General features: G+C 26.2%; 20 protein-coding genes. 15 read left to right on the forward strand and 5 right to left on the reverse strand.

What is annotated here, in order from left to right; all coding sequences use genetic code 11:
- Positions 1-80: 80 nt before the first annotated feature.
- From ACZJV1_RS07920 to ACZJV1_RS07950, 7 genes are all read left to right on the forward strand, one after another.
- Positions 81-284, forward strand: coding sequence for a hypothetical protein (locus ACZJV1_RS07920; RefSeq protein ID WP_463651940.1), 204 nt, complete (start codon positions 81-83; stop codon positions 282-284).
- A gap of 177 nt (positions 285-461) precedes the next feature.
- The gene (locus tag ACZJV1_RS07925) at positions 462-1382 is read left to right on the forward strand and encodes an ABC transporter ATP-binding protein (protein WP_463651941.1); all 921 of its coding nucleotides are present in this window, start codon (positions 462-464) and stop codon (positions 1380-1382) included.
- Positions 1376-2122: an ABC transporter permease gene (locus ACZJV1_RS07930; RefSeq protein WP_463651942.1), complete on the forward strand. Its 747-nt coding sequence runs from the start codon at positions 1376-1378 to the stop codon at positions 2120-2122. Before ACZJV1_RS07925 ends, ACZJV1_RS07930 begins: the two co-directional genes overlap by 7 nt.
- A gap of 14 nt (positions 2123-2136) precedes the next feature.
- Positions 2137-2850, forward strand: a complete 714-nt coding sequence (locus ACZJV1_RS07935; protein WP_463651943.1) for an ABC transporter permease — start codon at positions 2137-2139, stop codon at positions 2848-2850.
- 48 nt (positions 2851-2898) lie between these two features.
- Entirely contained in the window at positions 2899-3606 is a 708-nt protein-coding gene (locus ACZJV1_RS07940; protein WP_463651944.1) for a response regulator transcription factor, read from the forward strand.
- A 1-nt stretch (position 3607) separates the two neighbouring features.
- Positions 3608-5023 (forward strand): sensor histidine kinase, encoded by a 1416-nt coding sequence (locus tag ACZJV1_RS07945; protein ID WP_463651945.1) that lies wholly within the window; start codon positions 3608-3610, stop codon positions 5021-5023.
- Between the two features lie 214 nt (positions 5024-5237).
- On the forward strand, positions 5238-5768 hold the full coding sequence (locus ACZJV1_RS07950) for a GNAT family N-acetyltransferase (RefSeq protein WP_411167395.1): 531 nt from the start codon (positions 5238-5240) through the stop codon (positions 5766-5768).
- Positions 5769-5902: 134 nt separating this feature from the next.
- On the opposite strand, the gene ACZJV1_RS07955 is transcribed toward ACZJV1_RS07950, so the two are convergent.
- Together ACZJV1_RS07955 and ACZJV1_RS07960 are read right to left on the reverse strand one after the other, a co-directional pair.
- Positions 5903-6073 carry a hypothetical protein gene (locus ACZJV1_RS07955; protein WP_322413194.1) on the reverse strand — a complete coding sequence of 57 codons (171 nt, stop codon included), beginning with the start codon at positions 6071-6073 and terminating at the stop codon, positions 5903-5905.
- Positions 6074-6244: 171 nt separating this feature from the next.
- Positions 6245-6418, reverse strand: a complete 174-nt coding sequence (locus tag ACZJV1_RS07960; protein ID WP_411167396.1) for a DUF6440 family protein — start codon at positions 6416-6418, stop codon at positions 6245-6247.
- A 269-nt stretch (positions 6419-6687) separates the two neighbouring features.
- On the opposite strand from ACZJV1_RS07960, the gene ACZJV1_RS07965 reads away from it, so the two are divergent.
- The 3 genes from ACZJV1_RS07965 to ACZJV1_RS07975 all read left to right on the forward strand — a co-directional run bounded on the left by ACZJV1_RS07965 (position 6688) and on the right by ACZJV1_RS07975 (position 9988).
- Positions 6688-7758: a hypothetical protein gene (locus ACZJV1_RS07965; protein WP_463651946.1), complete on the forward strand. Its 1071-nt coding sequence runs from the start codon at positions 6688-6690 to the stop codon at positions 7756-7758.
- 8 nt (positions 7759-7766) lie between these two features.
- On the forward strand, positions 7767-8993 hold the full coding sequence (locus tag ACZJV1_RS07970) for an amidohydrolase family protein (protein ID WP_463651947.1): 1227 nt from the start codon (positions 7767-7769) through the stop codon (positions 8991-8993).
- Positions 8994-9388: 395 nt separating this feature from the next.
- A complete protein-coding gene (locus tag ACZJV1_RS07975) occupies positions 9389-9988 on the forward strand; it encodes a VanZ family protein (protein ID WP_463651948.1) in 600 nt (199 codons plus the stop codon).
- 360 nt (positions 9989-10348) lie between these two features.
- Here the strand turns inward: ACZJV1_RS07975 and ACZJV1_RS07980 are convergent, their stop codons facing one another.
- On the reverse strand, positions 10349-10738 hold the full coding sequence (locus ACZJV1_RS07980) for a hypothetical protein (protein WP_463651949.1): 390 nt from the start codon (positions 10736-10738) through the stop codon (positions 10349-10351).
- Between the two features lie 446 nt (positions 10739-11184).
- Here ACZJV1_RS07980 and ACZJV1_RS07985 point away from each other — a divergent pair, with 446 nt between their 5' ends.
- From ACZJV1_RS07985 to ACZJV1_RS07995, 3 genes are all read left to right on the forward strand, one after another.
- Complete coding sequence (locus ACZJV1_RS07985) at positions 11185-12900, forward strand: methyl-accepting chemotaxis protein (RefSeq protein ID WP_463651950.1); 1716 nt, start codon at positions 11185-11187, stop codon at positions 12898-12900.
- Between the two features lie 229 nt (positions 12901-13129).
- On the forward strand, positions 13130-13750 hold the full coding sequence (locus tag ACZJV1_RS07990) for a nuclease-related domain-containing protein (RefSeq protein WP_463651951.1): 621 nt from the start codon (positions 13130-13132) through the stop codon (positions 13748-13750).
- 296 nt (positions 13751-14046) lie between these two features.
- Complete coding sequence (locus ACZJV1_RS07995; RefSeq protein ID WP_463651952.1) at positions 14047-15984, forward strand: KUP/HAK/KT family potassium transporter; 1938 nt, start codon at positions 14047-14049, stop codon at positions 15982-15984.
- Between the two features lie 184 nt (positions 15985-16168).
- Here the strand turns inward: ACZJV1_RS07995 and ACZJV1_RS08000 are convergent, their stop codons facing one another.
- Together ACZJV1_RS08000 and ACZJV1_RS08005 are read right to left on the reverse strand one after the other, a co-directional pair.
- On the reverse strand, positions 16169-17269 hold the full coding sequence (locus tag ACZJV1_RS08000) for a PQQ-dependent sugar dehydrogenase (RefSeq protein ID WP_463651953.1): 1101 nt from the start codon (positions 17267-17269) through the stop codon (positions 16169-16171).
- Positions 17270-17620: 351 nt separating this feature from the next.
- Positions 17621-18172 carry a helix-turn-helix domain-containing protein gene (locus tag ACZJV1_RS08005; protein ID WP_463651954.1) on the reverse strand — a complete coding sequence of 184 codons (552 nt, stop codon included), beginning with the start codon at positions 18170-18172 and terminating at the stop codon, positions 17621-17623.
- Positions 18173-18427: 255 nt separating this feature from the next.
- On the opposite strand from ACZJV1_RS08005, the gene ACZJV1_RS08010 reads away from it, so the two are divergent.
- Both ACZJV1_RS08010 and ACZJV1_RS08015 read left to right on the forward strand, forming a co-directional pair.
- Positions 18428-19015 carry a hydrolase gene (locus tag ACZJV1_RS08010; protein ID WP_411167406.1) on the forward strand — a complete coding sequence of 196 codons (588 nt, stop codon included), beginning with the start codon at positions 18428-18430 and terminating at the stop codon, positions 19013-19015.
- Between the two features lie 248 nt (positions 19016-19263).
- A complete protein-coding gene (locus tag ACZJV1_RS08015) occupies positions 19264-19983 on the forward strand; it encodes an MBL fold metallo-hydrolase (protein ID WP_463651955.1) in 720 nt (239 codons plus the stop codon).
- The last annotated feature ends 127 nt before the right edge of the window (positions 19984-20110 follow it).

The raw sequence follows: 20110 nt of genomic DNA on the forward strand, positions 1-20110 counted from the left end.
AATAAATTAATTTCAATTTATTTGAAGTATTCATATAATTTAGTAGAATGATATATAATAATTTTATGGAGGTTAGTAAAATGAATAAAAGATTTCAGTTTGTAATGCTATTATTTTCAGCAGTGGGTTACTTGATTTTATCTTTAAGTCATATATTAAAGAGTTCATTATCAGATTTTACATTTGGCTTCTGTGAAGGAATTTCTTTTGTATTTATAATCGTTTGGGGTATATATATGTGCTATTGTTTAATGAAAAAGAAAAATCCATATAGATTTAATTAAAGATAATTAAGTTCTAATTAAAATAAGGTAGTCAATATTGGCTACCTTATTTTGTGTTACAAATCAATATTTAAATCTAATAGAGTTCTAAAATTAAGCTAGAATTAAGGTCATCTGAAATTTACATTAAGGTTAGGAACTTATAATTAACTCATAAAGTTGAAGAGGAGAGTAATTATGAGTCAATATATTGTTAAAACAGAAAATTTAATTAAAAAATTTAATAATGCAAATAGCGTTGATAATGTAAATTTAAAGGTTAGAGAAGGAGGGGTTTATGGGTTTTTAGGACCAAATGGTGCAGGAAAATCTACAACAATAAAAATGATACTAGGGCTAGTAAAACCTACTAGTGGAGAAATTAGTGTTTTTGGAAAATCAATAAGAAATAATAGAGAAGAGATATTAAAGGATATAGGAGCTTTAGTTGAAAGTCCATCATATTATGGTCATTTAACAGCTTATGAAAATTTAGATATATTAAGAAGAGTATTAAAAGTAAATAAAGAAGAAATAGAAAAGAAGTTAAAGCTAGTGAATTTATGGGATGATAGAAATAAGAAAGTTAGAGAGTTTTCACTAGGTATGAAGCAAAGGTTAGGAATAGCACAAGCTCTTATGGGAAATCCAAAGCTTTTAATATTAGACGAGCCTACAAATGGGCTAGATCCAGCTGGAATTATAGAAATAAGAAATTTAATAAAATACTTAGCTAAAGAAAAAAATATTACGATAATAATTTCTAGTCATATATTAAGTGAAATTGAATTAGTTGCTACTGAAGTTGCTGTAATAAATAAAGGAAAGTTACTATATCAAGGCTCTTTAAATAATTTAAAGAAAAATTCAACTAATGAAGTATTAATAGGTATAGAAAATGATGAAGAAAATGAATTAGTATGTAAGCTATTAGTTTCAAGAGGTTATAGAGTTAATGAAGAAAGTGGTAAGTTAAAGGTTAAAGGAAATAATGCATCTGCATCTACAATTTGCAAAGAACTTGTTATGGCAGGATATGCATTGAATTATTTATCAGAAGAAAAAAGCTCTTTGGAAGAAATATTCTTAGGATTAACTAAGGAGGGTGAAGCATGCTAATAAGTTTAATAAAAAACGAATTTGCTAAGGAAAAAAGAAATCTAGTTATTTTATTTGTACTAGCTATTCCTTTAGGAGTATCTGTGCTTTTAGGTGTAGATTTATTAATAAGATATGAAAGTTGGTTATTACCAAAGGCAATTGAAAATGGCTTAACATCATGGCAAGTTTTAATAAAGGAGCAAAGAATGTTATATTTTAATGACTTTATGCCTATATTTGCAGCATTAATTTTAGCAACATTATTTGAAAGTGAATATAAAAATAATTCTTGGACATTTTTATTAACTCAACCAATAAAGAGAACAAATATTTTACTATCAAAATATATAGTAGCAAGTTTTTATTCTATAGTAATGTTATTATTAAATGTTTTCTCTTTAATAGCAGTAGGTAAAATATTTAAGTTTCAAGAGCCTATACCTTGGAGATTTTTTATAGTTATGTTTGCTATACAGTTAATAGCATCATTAGTAATAATGGTTATACATTTATTCTTAAATATAAAAAATAAGAACTTACTTGTATCCCTAGGTATAGCTGCAGTGTTAAGTATTGTTTCTTCAAATCTATACTATAGTGAAAACTTTATTAAAAATATTAATCCTTATGGTTTTTCATTACTTTCAATAACTCAAGGTAGAGATGAAATAACTTTAGTTTTAATTATATCAGCAGTTATAATTTTTATAGGTTCATTATTAATAAAAAGATATTTTAATAATAAGGAAGTTTATTAGGTGGAGGTATAGAAATGGAATTATTAAAAGTAGAATTATTAAAAATTAAAAAGAGCTCATTATTATTTATGGCGTTACTTCTTCCAATACCAATAATATTAATAGTTGTAAAGCAAGCACAAAACTTAAGCTCTGTAGGTGGACTAAATCCTTCAGAAGCAATATTAGTATTTTCATCAGTTGCTTATTTGTCACTACTTTTACCACTACTAAATATATATACAGCATGTGTAATAACAAAGGTTGAAAATGACAATAGTGGCTGGAAACAGTTAATGCTTTTACCTATTAAGAAAAGTAGTATTTATTTCTCTAAGTACAGGGTAATGATAATTACTTTAATTACTTCATTATTATCATATATTGTTTGCACAACCTTAGGAGGATTCTATATAAGCAAAAGCGTAAGCTTTAATTTAAATATATTATCTTATGGATTACAAATTTTTATTACAACATTACCAATAATAATTTTACTATTTATAATTGGTAGAAACTTTTCAAGTATAATACCAGTAATATCTGCTGGAGTTATTATGCTAATTACAAATATATTTATTGCACAAAGTAGCTTTTGGGTTTATGCTCCATGGACATATTCCATGATGGTAGTTGGAGGTAACATAACAAACTCACAAAGATATATAATATTAGGTGCTTCTATACTATTATCTTTAGCAATGTTTTCTTTAGATTTTATAAGTTTTACAAAATCAGATATAAAATAAAGTCTAATTATGGTAAAATACAACTAATGATAAGGGGGATGAACTATCGTGGCTATAGATGAAATATTAGACAAAAAAATAATGCTGGTAGATGATGAAAGAGAATTATTATCATTATTAAAAGAAGTATTTATTAAAGAAGGATTTAAGGAAATATATGAGGCTGATAATGGAATAGATGCAATTTTATTAGCTAAAGAAACAAATCCAGATATAATAATTTTAGATGTTAATTTACCTGATATAGATGGATACAAAGTTTGTGATAGAATTAGAAAATTTTCAATGTGTCCAATAATTTTTTTAACAGCAAAGGGTGAAGATGAAGAAAAAATTAAAGGGTTAGAAGCTGGTGGAGATGACTATGTAACTAAGCCCTTTAATATTAAAGAAGTTGTACTTAGAGTAAAATCACAGTTAAAAAGAGTAAATATCATCAGTGAAACAAAAAAAGAAAAGATATATGTATTTGGCGATATATCTATAAACGAAGATACAGGAGAAGTAAAAAAGCGAGGAGAAAATATATCACTAACTGCAAAGGAATATTCACTAATTTTATATCTTGCAAAAAATAAGAACAAAGTATTTAGTAAAAGTTCATTATGTGAGGAAATTTGGGGATATGAGTATGATGGTTATGATAATACCATTATGGTTCATATAAGACATTTAAGAGAAAAGCTAGAAGATAATCCAAGTGATCCAAAGCATATAAAAACATTAAAGGGGATTGGCTATAAGCTAGTTGATTAATATGAAAGTAAAATTAACGATAAAATTACTAATATCTATGGTATTAGTTTATTATATAACTATGACAGTTTATATAGTGTTAAATTTAGTAATATATAATAGTAATATAACATTTGGAGAAAAACTATTTAGCGTATCATTTAGACCTTCAGAGCTTGTAGAAACATATATAGAAGATTTAGAGAGAGATGATGAATTTAATTTAGATGATAAAAATATTGATACATTAGTAGAAAATAATATTTGGATACAAGTTTTAAATAAAGAAAATAATCAAGTATATGAAGTAAATAAACCAGAGAATGTACCAAGTAGCTATTTAACAGCAGATTTAATAGAACTTATACAAAATCCATGGGAAAGTAAGGCACCTACTACTATTTCAACAAGTAATATAGTTAGTGGAAATGAAAGCTATACATTATTAGTTGGATTACCAATAAATAAGATTTTTAAAGTTAAGATGACTTTCACAGAAGAAAGTTTAAAGTATCATATAGCAATTATAATTTTTGCTTTAATTGTAATGATTATTGTATCGTATATCTTCAGCAAGAATTTAGTTAAACCAATGGTATCAGTAGTTGAGGATATTGATGATTTAAAAAATGGAATATATAAAGATAAAAAAAATAAGCAAGGAATATATAAAGAAGTAAGTGAAAATATAAATGATTTATCTGTTATTTTAAAAGAAAATGAAATTCATCGTAAAGAAGTAGATAAAGCAAAGGAAGAATGGATAGCTAATATCAGTCATGACTTAAAAACTCCACTAAGCTCAATTAAGGGGTATGCAGAACTTCTGAAAGGTGATGCATATGAAATAAATATTGAAGATGCTAAAAGGTATGGAAATAGTATATTAGACAATAGTGAGTATATTCAAGAATTAGTTAATGATTTATCCTTAATTTACAAATTAAAAAATAAAGTGCTTCCAATTAGTTTTAAAGAAGAGAATATAGTAGCTTTATCTCAGGAAATTATAATAGATTTATTAAATAATAGTAAGTATAGCGAAAGAGAAATAAACTTTAATTATGATGATGAAAAAATATTATTAAGTTGTGATAAAAAGTATTTAAAAAGAGCATTAAATAATCTTGTAATTAATTCATTAGAGCATAATTCTAAAGACACTATAGTTGATATATCTGTTTTAAGAGAAGATGAACATATAAAAATAATAATAGAAGATAACGGACAAGGAATAAGGGAAGAGGATTTAAAAAATATCTTTAATAGATACTATAGAGGAGTAAATACAAGCTCATCATCCAAAGGATCAGGACTTGGAATGGCAATAGCCAAAGAAGTTATAAAATGGCATGGTGGAAGCATTAATATAGAAAGTGAAGTAGGATCAGGAACGAAGATAACAATATATTTAGCTTCGTTATATACATTATTTTGAAGTTGATGATATAATTGTAATATAAATGTTCTTTACTTCTTAACTATTTAATTTTAGTTAAGAAGTAGAATCAGTTATATTTTATTTAGTAATCTATTAATATATATAGATTAAATTTTAGGGAAAGGAGGAACTTGATATGAAAGTAGAAATTTTTATTGAGGAAACAAATTGTAGGAGGTACATTCTCCTATAGATAATAAGGGAGATTAGAATGGAAAACATAGTTATAGATAGATTAATTATTAGAAAGTTTCAAAAAAATGACTGGCAGGATTTATATGAATACTTGTCAGATGAAGAAGTTGTTAAATTCGAACCATATGATGTTTATTCAGAAAATCAGGCTAAGGAAGAGACAATTAGAAGATCAAATGATGAGTCTTTTTATGCAGTTTGCTTAAAAGAAAGTGGAAAGTTAATTGGAAACTTATATTTGGATGAAGGAGACTTTGATACATGGGAATTAGGATATGTGTTTAATAGGAAGTACCAAGGGCAAGGTTATGCAGCAGAGAGTGCAAAAGCATTACTTAATTATGCCTTTGAACATTTAGGAGCGAGACGTATTATAGCAATGTGTAGCCCAAAGAATGAACATTCTTGGAAACTACTTGAACGCTTACACATGAGACGTGAGGGGTTGCTTTTGAAAAATATATATTTTAAAACTGATATTAATGGTGAGCCTATATGGCTTGATACATACGAATATGCTATATTGAAGAAAGAATGGTGTAAGTAGTATGATTTAAAATAGTCAAGAAAATAAACTAATCAATATTGAACTCTAGAAATAGGGTTCTTTTATTATACCAATTAAGAGAAGTCAAGATGACTTCTCTTAAACAACACCTTTATCTAACACAATCTATATTATTAATATGTAATCCAGTAATAAATAACATACACCCAACTTAGAATACCGTGAAAAATTGCCCAAGGTATTGATTTCCATGCAGTATAAGATATAATCATTGCTAAACAAGAACCGAAAGAAATTCCTTTTTTAATAGTCTCTTTCACTACAGTATTACCACTTTCATCCATTTTAATTTACCCCCAATCTATAAGTATAATTTAATTATACCTATCTAACGATTTTCTTAATATATATTAATTATATAATAGCTTGTCTTATATTATAATAAATTTCAATATTTTTGAATATAAATTATATATAGTTTTGTGTAAAACAACTTAAAGATTAAGAGTCATTATTTATTTTTTTGTTATGATTGGTTTTCCTTCAGAGTCTAGTAAAACAGTTAATCCACCAGAAGTCCCATTGCTAACATATAAGTAATTAACACCAGTTTCTTTATCAACTATTACTCTATAACTTTCTATAGCTCCTTGTGTAGATACAATTTCAAATCTTTTATCTTGCCTCATAAAATTACCTCCTAAATTTAAATTTTTTGATACTTTTATAAGTTATAGCCATATACAATGAGGAATTATTAGACCATATATCTATTATATAGCAGTAAAAGTAAATTTAAAACAATTTTACAATCTATATACAATAAAACTTTAGTGGCTATGACTAAATATTTTACTTTACAAAGAAGAGGTTGATTATTAGACATTACAAACTAAGGTAAACAATTTCGTAGATTCCTAATATTATATATTACACAAAAATATTAGGAGAATAGAAAATGGAATTAAACAAGAATTCTAGGAAGAAGTGGAGAGGTATTGAAATATTAGGTCTAGCATTAGTTATTTTATCCTTTATAACTCTTTTAGTATCTCCAGAATCTATATCAGGTTTATTCGATAGTATTACAAAACAGGTATTCCCAATAGTAGTAAATGTATTTCTATTAAGTGAGGTTGGTGTAGCAATTATCATAAGTGTAATAGTAGGTAGAATCTTAGAGAGATTAGGATTTACAGATGCACTAATTAGAATTTTTATTCCAATAATGAAGGTCTTTAAAATAAATCCATCTGTAATTATTCCTAGTATATATAATGTTTTAGGTGATATAAATGCAGCAGGGGCTATAGCTGGTCCAGTTTTAATTAAGGCAAAAGCTACAAAGGCAGAGCAAAAAATTGCTATAGCTACAATGATTCAATCACCTCAATCCTTTGCAACACTTGTGTTAGGTATAGTTGTTTTAACTAAGTTTGGTATATCAGCATTACCTTTAGTGATAGTTAGTATATTTTTACCTATAGTTTTAGTTCCAATTATCTTATCAAAAACTGTTTATAGGGATACTGAAGCAGTAGAATTAGAAGAATTACCAAGATTCACTCCAGAAACAAAGATATTAGATACTATTTTTAGTTCTGCAAAAGAAGGAGCTCATCTATTATTTTTAGTTATTATTCCAGCAGTAGCAGCTGTATTTACTATAATTGGAGTTCTTGATTTTTTCGGAATTTGGTCATTAATTGAAAGCTTTATGAATACAGTATTACAAGGCTTAAGTATAGAACCAGCTACAGGTATAGTATCAATACTTGCTAGTCCAACACTGGCAATGGCTCAACTAAGTGAAATGGAGAGTATTTCACCAGCTCTTGTAGTAGGAGGATTTGTACTTGCTAATTCAGGATTACCATTATCAGTTATATTTGGACAAATACCAGTTACTTGGAAGGGAAATTCAGATTTAAATGAAAGAGATGCCTTATTTGCAGCTTTATTAGGTACAGCTATTAGAATTGTAAGCTGCTTAATTATAGGATTACTTTTAACACCAATAATTATTTAGAGGTTTGTATGGATAATAAATATATAGTCAAATCAAATAAAATTATTACAGTAAGTGATTTAGGAACGTTATATAATGGAGCTTTTGTAGTAAGTGATGGAATTATAGAAGATATAGGGGATTTCAATAGTATTAAATTAAAATATAAAAATTTAGAAATAATAGATTTTAAAGATTTAGTAATTACACCATCACTTGTAGATTGTCATACACATTTGTTTGAATATGCACCATCAACAGTTTATCCAGTAACTGAAGTTACTTATGAAATAGCACAAGAAGCTTTAATTTTAAATGGATTAATGTCAGGAATTACAGCCTTTGGGGAACAAATTTGTGGCTCACCAATGTATGAAATAAATTTAAATAAGTATAAAGAAAGAGTGAAAAAACTACCTATAGATATAGTATTTTCAACTAATAGCATAACAATTGGTTTTAAAAATCTAGTAAATTTAACATCTATAACAGGAAAAAATACAGTTGATAAAAGTACTCTTACTAATGAAGAAATAATAGAAAAGCTAATTGAAGAAAGTGAGTATCCAGGAGAAAATATCTTTATTAATGCAACTCCTGCTAATTTAAAAGAAAAATTAGTTCCAAGAGCAGGGGAAATAATTTATACACAAGAGGAAATAAATAAAATAGTAGAAATGTTCCATAAAAAAGGAAAGAAAATAGGCTGTCATGTAGCTGGAGTAGAAGGAATAGAAATGGCTTTAGAAGCTAAAATGGATATTATACATCATGGCCATGGAATAACTAAAGATTTAATGAAAAAAGTAAAAGATTTAAATATTAGTATTGTTGCAACTCCATTAGGAGGAACACATTTAACACCAAACTTACCAGAAGAAATTGCAAGTATGGTTAAGGAAGGAATACTTGTTGCAATAGCGACAGATTCATATTTACCTCCATATACTGGCTTGCCATGGTTGAACTTTAATGATGATAATCCAAAAGGACCAGAAGTATTAATGAAAATATCAAATCCATCAATGATAATATTAAAAAACTTAGGATTAGATGAAAATGAAAATTTATCATTAATAACCTTAAATGGAGCTAAAGTTTTAGGATTAGAAGATAAAATCGGAGCATTAAAAATTGGAATGAAAGCAAACTTTATTGCAAGTAGAGGTATTCCTGGGTTAGATATTACAGATACTAAAGATATTATAAAAGTATTTTATGAAGGACAATGCGTTGTAGATAGGGAGAATAGATAGGTCAGATATTAAAATTCCATCATATGTGATTACGTAACTATCATATCAACAAAAATGTCTAACAGAGCTAAAGATTAAAAGCTATTATTTCACAGTAATATGAGAAATGATAGCTTTTTTATTTTAGGATGAAAATTAAATTTAATAAAATAAAAGAACAATAAGCATACCTCCTTTTATTTTAGATATTTTTCTAAATTATAATATTAATATCTATAAATAACAATTGTAGTAAAATGGTAGGTAAAATATATTATAATAAAATTACTTTTGGAGAAACCTTCTAGAATACTCGCTAAATAAATGGTATAATATGTTTAAAAATCTAAAATGAGTAAAAAGAGTTCTTTGAATTACTTTTTAATTGAATATTAATGGGGGAAGAGAAAATTATTATGATGAAAAGTTATATGATATCAATGATAATGTCAATTTTTCTAATAACTATTTTAAATTTTTTATTAAATAGAAATAGTAATAAGCTTAAAAAGAAAATAGAATGGCAACATTACTTTTTTGGATATCTATTTATGTTATATCTTATGATTGCATTAAAAGAGGTAGTAGGGTTTCCTTCTTTAAGTGAATGGCAAAGACTTTTAGCATCAAATAAGCTAATATTTAATCCTACTATAAATTTATTACCTTTTAACGATGGACTTGAAATTTCAGCTATACTTAATATAATATTTTTTATGCCATTTGGATTCTTATTACCAACATTATGGGAAAAGTATAGAACATTATTACCTACATTATTTGCAGGAATATTATTTTCAATTATTATCGAAATTGGTCAATTATTTATTCCATTTCGTGCATCAGATATTAATGATTTAATAATGAATGCCATAGGAACTATTTGCGGATGGTTTATTTTTAATAAGCTTTCTAATAAGACAGTAGTTAAAAGTGCTTATAATGATAGCGTAATTATTAAATTAGAATCCTATCTATACATTATAATTGCAATTATAAGTACATTTTTAAGTTAGAGAAAAGGATAAAAGCTATTCTTTTAACATTTTATATAGATTATAAATGATATAATTTTCACCAGTGTGATTAATTATAATTATTAAAAAATAAAAGAATAACAAGACATCTATACAATATTCTTAAATTTAGTTAAACAAAAGTGATATTAGGAAAGTAGTTGGTAGACTAGAGGTAGTTTTACTAACTATTTTTTTACCTATAGGAAATTATATTTTAATTATTCGATGAAATAATAATTACACATATTTTTCTATAAAGAATAAGGTAATAAACAATTATTTAATAAAAAAGAGTATCAATAATTACTTAATATTGATACTTTTTTCATTTAACTATATAAATAATGATATAATAATCTAATCTTTCTTACTTAAGAGTAAAACATCTAAAAATGATATTCCAAATGAAAAACCAAAGGATAAAGTTAGATTTTTAACTAAATCTATATCGCCAGGTTTAAAAAAGTAATCAAGAATGAAGTTCAAGGATCCTAATAAAATAAATAAAGCAATAAATTTAATTAATCTATTTTTTATTTCTATCCATTTTAATTTTCTAATCTTAATAATAACTATTATAGGAGTAAATATAACTATAAAAAATGTTAAATATAAATAATAAATCCCAAAGTTCTTGGCTAATGGATGATTAATATTTTTATATACAATAAATAACATAGCTATAGTGGAAATTATAAATAAGCTAAAAATAACTTTACTAAAGTTAACAAGTGTAGTTTTATTCAATATATCTCCTCATTTCAAAAGTCTTTATATTAGTATATTATAATTAACAATTAAAATAAATAAATTTTTACTATATTAACTTTAAAAGGAAGAAACTTGATGCATATATAAGTAAAAAGAGAAAAATATATTAATCAATTTAGTAGCTAAATAATTAGGAGGTCTATTCTAAAGTGGATTTCTCTATATTATCTTAAATAAAATACTCGTAAATGAGTATAAAATATAAAAAATAAAAACCAAAATGAAAATATTAAACAATATAAAAAATATTAAAAAGAAAAGGTTTCAATTATAATATTAATATAAATTTTAATAAAATTATATATTAATTATAAAAAATAAATTTTTTCTTAAAATATTTTAAAATTATATAGAAAAAGGACGAGTATTTATAAGGAAGAAAAAGTTATATACAAACAACAAAGAAGAAAGGAAGAATTAAAATGAAATTTTTTATTAATTTAGGAGTAAAGAAAAAGCTTATTACAATCTTTTCAGTAATATGTATTTTTATATTATTAATTGGAGGAGAGGGTATATTAAGCTCTAGAACTATAAATGAAAGTGCAAAAAAAATGTATAATGTTAACTTAATATCTATTAAAGATTTACAAGCAATAAAATCAAATTTAAATTATGATAATGCTAATGTATTTAAAATTATTTTTGAAAAGGATAAATCTAAGATAGATGAAGAAGTAAAAACTCTTGATAATATTATGGAACAAAATAAAAAAATCATGGAGGAATATGAAAGTTTAGCTGCTACTCAAGAAGAAAAAGATATATATTTTGATTTTAAAGAAGATTTATTAAAATATAGAGAGTTAAAATCTAAAGTAATAGACCTTGTAAAAGCAAATAATTATGATGAAGCAATTAAACTTTATAATTCAGAAATAACAGCCTCAATAGCATCTATGTTTCCAAAACTGGTAAAATGTATTGAGATAAATGAAAAATCAGCTGAGGAGGCTAATTTAAGAAATATAGAACAATTTAATGAGGTTGTATACACAGTAATAATTTATACAGTGATAGTATTTGTCATTATAATTTTAATGGCATATATATTAAGTAAAAATATAATAAATCCGCTAAATAAAATAAAAGATCTTGCACAAAGATTATCAAACTATGATTTTTCAACTCCTCTTACTATTACAAGAAAGGATGAATTTGGACAAACAGGTGTAGCTTTAAATGCAGCTCAAGAAAATGTAAATAATTTAATAAAAATGATTATGGAAAACTCAGAAGATATAAGTGCATCCTCTGAAGAACTTTCAGCAACAGCAGAGGAATTGTTATCAAAGTCAGAAACTATTGATGAAGCTGTAAATAACATAGCTGCAGGAATGCAAGAATCAAGTGCTACATCTGAAGAGATAAGTGCTTCTGTTCAAGAAGTAGACGCAAGTATAAATGTATTATCTTCAACCGCTATGGAAGGAAGCAATAATGCAAATAAATCTAAAGAAAGAGCTTCAGAAGTTAAGGATAATAGTGAAAAAGCAATTGAAGAAACAAGGAGAATATATGCTGAAAAACAAACAAATATGGAAAAAGCTATTGAAGATGGTAAAATAGTAGATACTATAAAGGTTATGGCAGATACTATAGGGAGTATAGCAGAGCAGACCAATTTACTTGCATTAAATGCAGCTATAGAAGCTGCAAGAGCAGGAGAGCAAGGAAAAGGCTTTGCTGTAGTAGCTGAAGAAGTAAGAAAACTTGCAGAAGGATCTAAAGAATCAGCATTAAGTATTCAAGAAACTATTTCAAAAGTTCAAGCTGCATTTAAAAGTAGCATAGATACAGGTAAGGATATATTAGATTTTATAAATACAAATGTAAATAACCAAATTGAAAACTACAAAGAAACAGGAAATCAATATTACAGTGATTCAGATCTTGTAAGTAAAATGTCTGATGAAATTGCTTCTATGTCAGAAGAAGTTACTGCTACAGTTGGACAAGTAAGTGAAGCAGTTCAAAATATGGCTGAAGCTTCACAAAAATCTAGTGAAGAAGCAGTTACAATAAAAGAAAGTATGGATGAAACTACAAAGGCTATAGAACAAGTAGCTCAAACAGCACAAAGCCAAGCAGAGCTTGCACAAAAACTTAATGAAATGATACAAAAATTTAAAATTTAATTAATTGATTTTAAAAGGTCATATAGATAGAGTTGAAAAAGCTATTTATAACAATAGTAAATATAGTAAGTGAAAAAGGTTAGACAAATTGATGTCTAACCTTTTTATTTTAACATTAGAATAACCTTATTTACAAAGATAATAGTAAAATATAAAATGTAAGTAAAAACTAAAATAGAAAGGATAGAAATAAATAATGCACAAGAGATAAAAAATTAGGAGAAGGAAAATGGATATACAAAAGATAATTTTAGTAATATTAATATTAGTAATAATAGTTATAGTAGCATTAATTAAAAAAAGAAGATGGAAAAAAGAAATAAACAAAGGAGAAGAAGAAGTAAATGAGGTTCTAGAAAAGATTCCTAGATATAAGTTGTTAAGTGACATAATGATAAAAAGAGAGAATGGCACAAGCCAGATAGATCATGTCCTAATAGGAAAAAAAGGAGTATTTGTAATAGAAACAAAGGATTACAGTGGCTCAATTTATGGAGAACAATACTCAAAATACTGGACACAGGTTCTAAATAGAAATAAAAATCAATTTTACAACCCAATAAGACAAAACTATGGACACATAAAAGCCTTAGAAGAATATCTAGGTAAAAGAGATATATTTATTTCAGTAATAGTCTTTACAAATAAATCAAAACTAAAAAAAGTGAAAACAGAAACGTCAGTAATTCAATTAAAAAAGCTAAAGAAATTTATAAAAAAATACCCGTCAGATATAAAACTTTCAAAAGAAGAAATAGAAAATCTTTATAATGAAATAAAGAAGGGGAATATAGATAATATTAGAGCAAGAAAAAAACATGTTAAGAGGATTAATAGAAGTATATCATAGAGGAGCCTTAATTTTATAGTAAACTATATATAAGTGTTAAAAAACTTTATATTATTTGGAATCAGGAAGAAGCTATTATATGCCTTCCTGATTTATATTTTAGAGTATTATTAAGTATTTTAGAGTATTTTAGAGCATTGTTATAAAGAATAAATATTTAGATAAATACATATAACTATATATATAAATAAAGATAAAATATTAAATACAAGTGATGTAGACATTAAAAGAAGCGAGGATTATAATGATTAAGTTAGATTTTTAAATTTGCAAACATAGGAAGGAAATAATAAAAAATGAACAAGAAAATTAGCATAGCGTCTCTTTTAGTAGCATTAGGTATTGTATATGGAGATATAGGTACATCACCTCTCTATGTTATGAAATCAATGCTTGGAGTAGACAATGGATACATATCAAATCAGCTTATTTTAGGTGGAGTATCTCTTGTTTTTTGGACTTTGACGCTTCAAACAACAATAAAATATGTAATGATAACTTTAGAGGCAGATAATAAAGGTGAAGGGGGTATATTTTCCTTATATACTCTTGTAAGAAAAAAAGCTAAGTGGCTAATTATACCTGCTGTCATAGGTGGAGCATCATTACTTGCAGATGGGATGATTACACCACCAGTAACAGTAACATCTGCTATCGAGGGACTAACTTTAGTTTTTCCAATAGAAACTAAGGGAATAATTATAATTGTAATAAGTATATTAACGGTATTATTCTTGCTTCAAAGATTTGGAACTGATGTAATAGGAAAAATGTTTGGACCAATGATGGTTATATGGTTTTTAATGCTTTTTGCTTTAGGTTTTAGCCAAATAATGCAATATCCTCAAATAATAAAAGCTTTAAATCCTTATTATGGAATTCGATTACTAGCAACCAATCCTAGAAGTGTATACATTTTAGGAGCTGTTTTCCTTTGTACTACTGGAGCAGAAGCACTTTATTCAGACCTTGGTCATTGTGGTAAGAAAAATATTCACTATACATGGATATTTGTAAAAATATGTTTAGTAGTAAACTATTTAGGACAAGGAGCATGGTTAATGCTAAGAGAAGGAAGTGTAATTAAAGAAAATCCATTCTTTTTAATTATGCCAAGTTGGTTTGTTATACCAGGAACTATAATAGCTACAATTGCAGCAGTAATCGCTAGCCAAGCTTTAATAACAGGATCATTTACATTGGTTTCTGAGGCTATTAAATTAAATATGTTCCCAAAACTTCAAGTTAGATATCCTAATGATGATAAAGGGAAAATATATATACCTGCTGTTAACTATTTATTATATGTTGGTTGTGTTTTATTAGTTTTAAAATTTCAAAAATCAGAAAATATGGAAGCAGCATATGGTTTGGCAATTACTATAACAATGCTTATGACGACTATTTTATTATCTCAATATTTAAGATTTAACAAAAAGAAAAAAATTATGTCTATAATAATATTTGCTACTTTTATGGTTATAGAAACAGCATTCTTATATGCTAATTTATTTAAATTTATACATGGTGGATATGTGACTATTATAATTTCAGGAGCACTTATATTCCTTATGTATATTTGGATTTATGGTACAATAATTAGAAAAAGATTTAGTCAATATGTTGATATAAGATCTTATAAGAAGCATTTTAAATCATTACAAGAAGATAAGGAAATACCTTTATATGCTACTAATCTTGTTTATTTAACTGAATCACAAAATTATAAAGAGATAGAAAGTAAAATAATATTTTCTATATTTAATAAACAACCAAAACGTGCAAATTTTTATTGGTTTGTAAATGTTAGGGTAACAGATGAACCATATACAACAGAATATACTGTGAGAACAATTGTACCAAATAAAGCATTTAGTATTCAATTTAACCTTGGATTCCGTGTAGATCAAAAAATTAATGTGTTTTTACATCAAATTATCCAAGATCTAGCTAGTAGTGGTGAGGTTGAATTTACTAAAAAGGACTATATGATTAGCCAAAATGGAAAATTTATTGTTGGAGATTTTAGATTTATATTATTAGAGGAAATACTTTCTAACGAAAGTGAACTTTCTAGATGGGATAGCTTTATTACAAGTACAAAGTTATTAATTAAGAAATTAACTGTCTCACCAGCCAGATGGTTTGGAATAGATACTAGTAACGTTAGAATAGAGAAGGTACCTATTATTATAGGACATAAAGAGACATTAAAATTAACAAGAGTAAACTAAAAAAAATATTATAGCAGTGATTAAAAAAATTAATATTTACATATAATAAATATATAAGATTTCTTAATGGAATAAAGGAGGTATATCATAGATAAGATATATCTCCTTTATCTTTTTTACAGATGGGTTAAAAAATGTAATTGTTTATTTAAAATAAAAGAGTTTTATTTTAAGCAACTTAATATTATTTTGGAATAAGACGAAGAATCTTATCATCAGATATAGCAGGATTTCCTCTGCCATCTCTATTACTTGTTGTTATATAAATTGATCCATCTTTACCTTGAATAACTTCACGTAAGCGGCCATATTCATTTTTTAACCAGGGCTCTATATTTTTAACTATTGTCCCTTTTCCATTTAAAGAAATAGTAAGTAATTGTTGTCCACGTAAATTAGCAACAAGTAACTTTTCTTTCCATGGGCCTTGATTAGCAAAGGCAATGCCAGATGGAGCCCATGTTTCTTCTCCACTTTGTATTAAAGGTTTAGTAACTGTAATATCTTCAGATTCTTCATATCCTTGAACTAAAGGCCAGCCATAATTTGCTCCTGGTTTTATTATGTTTATTTCATCATGAGCTGACTGTCCATGCTCTGATGCATATAATATATTTTTAGAATTCCAAGCTAAACCTTGAGGGTTTCTATGACCAAAGCTATAAATAGGAGAATTAATAATTGGATTGTCTTTTGGAATACTACCATCTAATTCTATTCTAAGTATCTTCCCGGCTGTACTTTTTATATCCTGTGCTAATTCAGCATTTCCTGCATCTCCAGTTGTTATATATAATTTTTTATCTGGACCAATTTTTATTCTTCCACCATTATGAATTCGTCCTCCAGGAATTTTGTCAATAAGAACACGATCAATGTATGCTTTATTATTATTTTCAATTAATCTTACAACACGATTATATATTTCGCTGCCTTCTATATATGAATGCATAACATAAATGTAATGATTTTGTGAATAATTTGGATCTAAAGCAATCCCCATTAGACCACCTTCTCCTTGACTTGTAAATGGTTGGCTAAATTTGATAAGCGGTTGAGGATAAAGCTTACCATTTTCAATAATTCTAATTGATCCAGACCTTTCTGTAAAATATATTTTGCCTTCATCACTTATATCTATTGCCCAAGGCACATATAGATTTTCAGCTATAACCTGAATTTCATAGGAAAATTGTCTTAGTTTAGCTGAATTTTTTTTTGTATTAGACTTATTATTACTACGAAATATTATATTGTGCAAAATATTATGAATTATTTTTTTCATAATGATATCCTCCAAAATTAAATAAATACATACGAGAATCTATGTTTAAAAACTAACCAAAACAATAATATAAAAGTATCACTTAGTATCGTTATTATTGGCTTAATTATCATATTATTCATTTACAATGTTAATGGTACATGTATAAATAAAAAACAAACAAATACCTAATAAAAAATGAGGACATATGTAAAATGAACCTATATAGATAGGCTACCTTTTACAAGTGTCTATTATATAGGTTTTATTTTATTTGAAGGGAGCTTCTTATTCTTTTATGTTAAGAAATGCTGGAATAAATTTATTGAATTTAGATATTAGTATATAATCCTAAAATATCCTGCCTAAGTATTAGGCAGGATAAAAATTTGTTATTGTAGCCTTTAAAATTCCCTTTCCGCTATTAGTATATATATGTTCAGTAGATGCGGAAAAGCTTATAGAATCATCAGGATTCAATTTATAAATTTTATTATTTATTTTTAATGTCAATTCACCTTCAAGTACCATAATATATTCCTGTGACTTTTCAGAATGACCTAAGGATTTGTACGAATAACCTTCATCAATTTCAATTTGAAAAAGTTCAAAATTACGATAAGGTGTACTTGTATAGTAACAATATGATCGATAATGTCCTTCTTCAGTAAGCTGAGCTTCAATGTCTTTTTTACTTATAATACAAGTATCATTTTCCTTTTGTTCAAGTAATGAAGTATAAGGAACTTTTAATCCGTTAGCTATTTTCCATAAAGTATTTATAGTTGGATTAGTATCACCTTTTTCAATTTGAGATATCATTACTTTGCTAACATCAGATAATTCAGCAAGTTGACCCAAACTTAAATTGCGCTCAGTACGAAGTGCTTTTAGATTTTCTGCAATAATAAAATTTATATTCATTAAGGGATAACCTCCTATAATCACATTGACAATTATAATTTACAAGTGTAAAATATAATTAACATTAAATATATTTTACGTTCGTAAAATATTATATCGTAACTATTTATAGGAATCAATAGAGATAAAAAATATTTATGAATTAATTTAGGAAATTAAAAAGCTAAATTTTATCAGAGTTATGAATCGTTATGGTGTAGATATAATATTTTTGAAAGTTAAAATTTTTATAAAGTTTTAAAGGAGGATATTATTATGATAACAAGAGAAGAAGCAATGAACTTGCTTACTGAATACAATAAGGAGTCATTTCACATTCAACATGCTTTAACCGTTGAAGGTGCTATGAAGTATTTTGCAGAAAAATTAGGATATGAAGATGAAGCAGACTTTTGGTCTTTAGTGGGACTACTTCACGATTTAGATTTTGAGATGTATCCAGAACAGCATTGTAGCAAAACTCAGGAAATTATGAGAGAAAGAGGTATTGATGAAAGGTTAATAAGAGCAGCAGCTAGTCACGGGTATGGGCTTTGTTTAGAGGAACAACCTAAACCAGAGCATCAAATGGAAAAAGTATTATTTGCAGTAGATGAACTTACAGGATTAATTGGTGCAGCTGCAAGAATGCGTCCGTCAAAGAGTGTTATGGACATGGAAATTTCAAGTCTTAAGAAAAAATTTAAAGATAAGAAATTTGCAGCTGGATGTTCACGTGATGTAATTAAGCAAGGTGCAGAGATGCTTGGATGGGAATTAGATAAATTATTTGAAGAGACAATTTTAGCTATGCGTTCTTGTGAGGAACATATTAATAAGCAAATGGAAGTTTATAATAAATAGTAGATATATTTATTATAAAGAAAATAAAGAAGAATATATTAAATTAATAAATATTATCTTACTGAAAATAGCATTAGACGAATTATTAGAAAACTTAGAATAAAAATTAAATAAAATATTTTTAGTTAAATTCTTTAATTGCACTGTATTATGATCATATATGGTACAGAGTTATTCATGTACTAACTATATTTTTTATGTTTATGATATTATTAAAGCAATTAATAATTTACTAGGGGGTTTCTAACATGAGTAAAATCAATATATTAGAAGTAAACTTTAGCTTTGATGGAGAAAACAATACTATTTATCCAGTTATACTAGAAGATGAAAAGGAAATGATTTTAATAGATTGTGGGTATCCTAACTTTTTAAAGTTAATTGAAGATGTTGCAATAAGTAATGAAATTGATATAAAAAAATTATCTAAAATAATTATAACACACCATGATTTTGATCATATGGGCGCATTGGCAGAATTTAAGAGAAAATATCCTAGCGTACAAGTGTTAGCATCTAAAGAAGATGCACCATATATTAATGGTAATAAAAAATCATTAAGATTACAACAGGCAGAAAGTATATATAATTCTTTGCCAGAAGAAGAAAAAGAGCAAGCTAAAAATTTTCATAAAATGCTTGAATCAATAGAAATTTGTAATGTAGATATAAATTTAAAAGATAAAGATTATTTTGATTTCTGTGGAGGGATTGAAATAGTATCTACACCTGGACATATGCCGGGACATATATCTATTTACCATAAAGAAAGTAAATCTTTAATAGCTGGAGATGCTTTAGTTATAGACAATGGAGATTTAGTTATTGCACTACCTCAGTACACTTTAGATATGAATGAAGATAAGAAATCTGTTGAGAGGCTTTTAAATTATGATATAAATAGAATAATATGTTATCATGGTGGAATATATGATAAGGATATAATAAAAGCACTTAAAAGAATTTAATATTAAAAATATTATAAAATAATTAAAAAGTTAACTTAAATTAAATTAAAGCGAAGATTATGGAAAAAACAATAAAAATTTTCCATAATCTTTTTTTATATTAACTATTAAAAATGCTAGATAGCAA

Source organism: Clostridium sp. LS3 (assembly GCF_055330225.1).

Bases quoted from the DNA above. Each gene is read 5' to 3' on its own strand.
- ACZJV1_RS07920 (WP_463651940.1), top strand. From the start codon at position 81: ATGAATAAAAGATTTCAGTTTGTAATGCTATTATTTTCAGCAGTGGGT.
- ACZJV1_RS07925 (WP_463651941.1), top strand. From the start codon at position 462: ATGAGTCAATATATTGTTAAAACAGAAAATTTAATTAAAAAATTTAAT.
- ACZJV1_RS07930 (WP_463651942.1), top strand. From the start codon at position 1,376: ATGCTAATAAGTTTAATAAAAAACGAATTTGCTAAGGAAAAAAGAAAT.
- ACZJV1_RS07935 (WP_463651943.1), top strand. From the start codon at position 2,137: ATGGAATTATTAAAAGTAGAATTATTAAAAATTAAAAAGAGCTCATTA.
- ACZJV1_RS07945 (WP_463651945.1), top strand. From the start codon at position 3,608: ATGAAAGTAAAATTAACGATAAAATTACTAATATCTATGGTATTAGTT.
- ACZJV1_RS07950 (WP_411167395.1), top strand. From the start codon at position 5,238: ATGGAAAACATAGTTATAGATAGATTAATTATTAGAAAGTTTCAAAAA.
- ACZJV1_RS07955 (WP_322413194.1), bottom strand. From the start codon at position 6,073: ATGGATGAAAGTGGTAATACTGTAGTGAAAGAGACTATTAAAAAAGGA.
- ACZJV1_RS07960 (WP_411167396.1), bottom strand. From the start codon at position 6,418: ATGAGGCAAGATAAAAGATTTGAAATTGTATCTACACAAGGAGCTATA.
- ACZJV1_RS07965 (WP_463651946.1), top strand. From the start codon at position 6,688: ATGGAATTAAACAAGAATTCTAGGAAGAAGTGGAGAGGTATTGAAATA.
- ACZJV1_RS07970 (WP_463651947.1), top strand. From the start codon at position 7,767: ATGGATAATAAATATATAGTCAAATCAAATAAAATTATTACAGTAAGT.
- ACZJV1_RS07975 (WP_463651948.1), top strand. From the start codon at position 9,389: ATGATGAAAAGTTATATGATATCAATGATAATGTCAATTTTTCTAATA.
- ACZJV1_RS07985 (WP_463651950.1), top strand. From the start codon at position 11,185: ATGAAATTTTTTATTAATTTAGGAGTAAAGAAAAAGCTTATTACAATC.
- ACZJV1_RS07990 (WP_463651951.1), top strand. From the start codon at position 13,130: ATGGATATACAAAAGATAATTTTAGTAATATTAATATTAGTAATAATA.
- ACZJV1_RS07995 (WP_463651952.1), top strand. From the start codon at position 14,047: ATGAACAAGAAAATTAGCATAGCGTCTCTTTTAGTAGCATTAGGTATT.
- ACZJV1_RS08000 (WP_463651953.1), bottom strand. From the start codon at position 17,269: ATGAAAAAAATAATTCATAATATTTTGCACAATATAATATTTCGTAGT.
- ACZJV1_RS08005 (WP_463651954.1), bottom strand. From the start codon at position 18,172: ATGAATATAAATTTTATTATTGCAGAAAATCTAAAAGCACTTCGTACT.
- ACZJV1_RS08010 (WP_411167406.1), top strand. From the start codon at position 18,428: ATGATAACAAGAGAAGAAGCAATGAACTTGCTTACTGAATACAATAAG.
- ACZJV1_RS08015 (WP_463651955.1), top strand. From the start codon at position 19,264: ATGAGTAAAATCAATATATTAGAAGTAAACTTTAGCTTTGATGGAGAA.